Annotated in this window: 5 protein-coding genes; 2 read left to right on the forward strand and 3 right to left on the reverse strand. The window is 39.8% G+C overall.

Annotated features, from left to right (window positions below; translation table 11 throughout):
• Positions 1-415, forward strand: a 415-nt coding sequence (locus ACFVSH_RS24255; protein ID WP_387708288.1) for a glutamate ligase domain-containing protein, incomplete at its 5' end; no start/stop codon positions are given.
• A 406-nt stretch (positions 416-821) separates the two neighbouring features.
• Here ACFVSH_RS24255 and yidC read toward each other — a convergent pair.
• Together yidC and ACFVSH_RS24265 are read right to left on the reverse strand one after the other, a co-directional pair.
• Positions 822-1,607 carry a membrane protein insertase YidC gene (gene yidC, locus ACFVSH_RS24260; RefSeq protein WP_387599452.1) on the reverse strand — a complete coding sequence of 262 codons (786 nt, stop codon included), beginning with the start codon at positions 1,605-1,607 and terminating at the stop codon, positions 822-824.
• A gap of 28 nt (positions 1,608-1,635) precedes the next feature.
• Positions 1,636-1,923, reverse strand: a complete 288-nt coding sequence (locus tag ACFVSH_RS24265; protein WP_387599455.1) for a hypothetical protein — start codon at positions 1,921-1,923, stop codon at positions 1,636-1,638.
• A 476-nt stretch (positions 1,924-2,399) separates the two neighbouring features.
• Here ACFVSH_RS24265 and ACFVSH_RS24270 point away from each other — a divergent pair, with 476 nt between their 5' ends.
• Complete coding sequence (locus ACFVSH_RS24270; RefSeq protein WP_387708289.1) at positions 2,400-2,561, forward strand: hypothetical protein; 162 nt, start codon at positions 2,400-2,402, stop codon at positions 2,559-2,561.
• A 256-nt stretch (positions 2,562-2,817) separates the two neighbouring features.
• Here the strand turns inward: ACFVSH_RS24270 and ACFVSH_RS24275 are convergent.
• Positions 2,818-3,494: glycerophosphodiester phosphodiesterase (locus tag ACFVSH_RS24275; protein ID WP_387708290.1), on the reverse strand; the 677-nt coding region annotated here is incomplete at its 5' end.

The following is a 3,494-nucleotide window of genomic DNA, read 5'->3' on the forward strand; positions in this document are numbered from 1 at the left end:
CATAATCGACTATGCCCATAATGAAGCTGGTTTGAAGGCTATATTCGAAACGGTCAGTGCCTATAATAAAAATCGTCTAATCACTGTTTTGGCAGGACCAGGGGACCGTATTGATGAAGAGCTTATCAAGCTCTCCAAGGTGGCGGCCATGAATTCTGATCTATTCATCATTAAAGAAGATGATGATTTGCGTGGAAGGGAGCCGTTCGAAGTAGCCGGGCTGCTTCAGGAAGCGGCCGTAGAAGCTGGGTTACAGAAAGATCGGACATTCATCGAACCAAATGAATTGGATGCGTTCATAAAAGCTTGGGAAACATCACAACCGGGTGATCTATTATTGTTCTTTTACACGGATTTCGAATATGTAGAGAGGTTTTTCGAAAAGGTTTCAACAAATCCATTGCCGAAGAAATAAAAGAACGTGCATTCCGCCCTGCGGAGTGCACGTTCTTTTAATTTCCTTCCCCATATAGTAGAAATGAAGTTGTCAAGGTAAACGAACTAAATAGAAGCTGCGGTACATTAGTTTGAATTGATTTATCATTTGCACTACTTTTCTTTGTATATGTCACGGAATACTAAAAGGGATAAATACTCGGATGTGACTTTTATCGCTTCACAGGGCTCCTGGACCGTTTTTTATTCACATAAGCAATGACAAGTGGTTGATTCTAAATTAGTATCAGGAACTGTTAAGCGAAAAATTAAAAGACCTGAGTCCGATAGAAGATCGAACTCAGGGTCTTAGAACCTGCTAAAACTATATGTCTAACTTTATGGGTCGAATCAGTTTGTCTACAGTCTGAGCTAATCCAAGTGGGTTAGCTTTTTTTAATAACCGTTTTATTTGCAGCCGGGACAGCGGCATGGTCTTTTTTATATATTCGCTGAAGCACGATTGACTGAATAATCATGAATATACCTCCGATCGACCAATACAGTGGCAATGCAGCAGGAGCAGAGAAAGAAATGAATAAAATCATTGCTGGTGAGAGCAGGCTCATCAGCTTCATTTGTTTCTGCTGTTCTTCCGGCATTTGTCTCATGGAAATGACCGATTGGAAGTAATAAATGACACCAGCAATAATCGCCATGGCAATATTCGGCTGGCCAAGACTGTACCAAAGGAAATTATGGGTCGCAATTTCATGGGAACCTTGAATCGCATAATAAAAGCCCATTAGAATCGGCATTTGAATCAAGAGCGGCAGACATCCCATGTTTAAAGGATTGACTCCATGTTTTTGGTAAAGCTGCATCATTTCCTGTTGAAGGGCCTTTTGTTTAGCTGGATCTTTCGTCTCTTTGATTTTCTGCTGGATTGCTGCCATTTCCGGTTTCAGCCCATTCATCTTCGTTTTCATGCTAAGCTGTGTTTTATATTGCTTGGCAGTCAGTGGAAGCAAGACAAGGCGAATCAAAAATGTCATCATGATGATGCTTAAACCATAGTTGCCATTAAATAAATCAGCATTAAATTCTAGCATTTTTGTCATCGGGTTAACCAATGCAGTATGAAATGGTCCGCTCGTTGCTGCTGAGCAACCTGTCAAAAGGGTCGTTGCCAAAAATAGGACGGCAATTAAAAGCATGTTTTTCTTATTCAATATAATTTCCTCCTCGAATTGTTATTGTTTAAACAACGAGAAGGAGGCTTGGCTCATCGGAATCATCTGGTGAATCCTTGTGCCGGATAAATGTGAAAAAGCGCTGTGCACCGCGCCAGTCAAAAATGTTGCCTTTCTGAACTGGGGATTTACTTTTATCTGTATGGACTGAAGCTTGATATTTGTCGTTCAAGTGTGATTGCTTTTTATTTAAGAAGTAAAACGCAGCCAGTGGAAAGACAAAGGTAAATAAGTAACCTGCCCATACCGCATGGCGAACGGTCTGATAATCAAATTCTAATAATAATTCCCACATAGGAATCCCTCGTTTTTTCTAAGATAAGAAAATTTAGTTCGGTTGGTCCCCAAAAACGATTTCGGGACTGGAATAAGTTTAAATCATTAAGAACACTATATCAAATTCTAGTACATGAATGCCAAAAAATATAGGGATTTCTTCAAAAAATAAACAGGGAATATTTTCTGGTGCGTCAATTTATGATTAAAGGCCATATAGAACCTGGATTCGAGAGCGAAGAATTCACACACGGTCATTCGTCTACATACGGATAAAAGGAAGCTCAATTCATTCGAAAAACAGAACCACCATAACGGTACTGAAAATAATTTATATCAAAATGCACATCCCCGAAGTATGGATAATCCATTAAGAAATCAAATAATGGAAGTAAGGATTCTGCCTGGCCCGCCTGGTCCGTCCTACAGAGGAGGCCCGCTCATATAGCTCCGCCTTTATTTATTCCACAACTTCACCATGGAATGTATAAGGAAATGACGTTGGTTCAATTAATGGTCGCTTTTACCAATATACTTATGTATGGCTTAAGAATGTCCGCTCATTTGTTTTTCCGCCACTTGCCGGTTAAATTCCGTGGCAGGTTACCGATGGTGACGGGCGACAGCAATGGCCTATTATGGTACGGATGGGCATGAGATACAATCATTTCCATGTTATTTAAAAAAACAATCCGCATTTGCGGATTGTTCAGTCGAAAAAGGGGGAGTTCGAAATGGTCTCTCCCCGAACCATGATTATAAAAGAAGACTTGAAATGAAACCCTGACTGGATTGAAGGAATTTGCAATACCCCTAACGAATAAGCTGGCTAGCCAAGATCCCGCTAGATGTTGAAAGGTGCGGATTTCTGAAATCAACTGGAACGTTTATAAAGAAAAACACATTCAAAGTATCAATCCAAGAAATAATCAGGAAAATCAGAAATGATGCCATCTACCTGCATCTTTTTGAACATGCGCATTTGTTTTTTATTGTTGACGGTCCATGTATATACTTTCATCCCGTGCTTTTGGATTCGCATTTGCAGCTTCGTACTTAAAATCGTTTGTTTTGGATTCAAAAATGATGCGAACTCGGCAATCTCTTTTAATTTTTGGTCATTAATTCGCCGTTTAATCAAAACGCCCACTTGTATGTCCGGCATTAATTGATGAAACCTTTTCATGGATTCCATATCGAACGAATGTACCATTATTCTATTTTTACTTGTTGAATATTCTCGGAGTTTCTCTAATTCTTCTGCAAGTTTCTGTTCAATGCCAGGATAAGCAGATGGATGTTTTATTTCGATTAAGATTCCAACTTCTGACCCGAAATTCTCCAATACCTCACTCAGTAAAGGAATCCTCTCATTCTTATAGCGAGAATGAAACCAGCTTCCTGCATCCAATTCCTTTAATTCGGCTGCGGTGTAATTACGGAGGCTCCCTTTGCCGTTTGTGGTTCGATCCAGTGTGGGATCATGATGAACCACAAGTACATCATCTTTACTAAGATGGATATCCACTTCCAGGAAATCGGCTCCCAATTCAATTGCTTTAATATAAGATGCCATTGTATTCTCGGGGC

The sequence above is a fragment of the Peribacillus sp. NPDC058002 genome (assembly GCF_042886655.1).
Classification (GTDB): Bacteria; Bacillota; Bacilli; order Bacillales; family DSM-1321; genus Peribacillus; species Peribacillus aracenensis.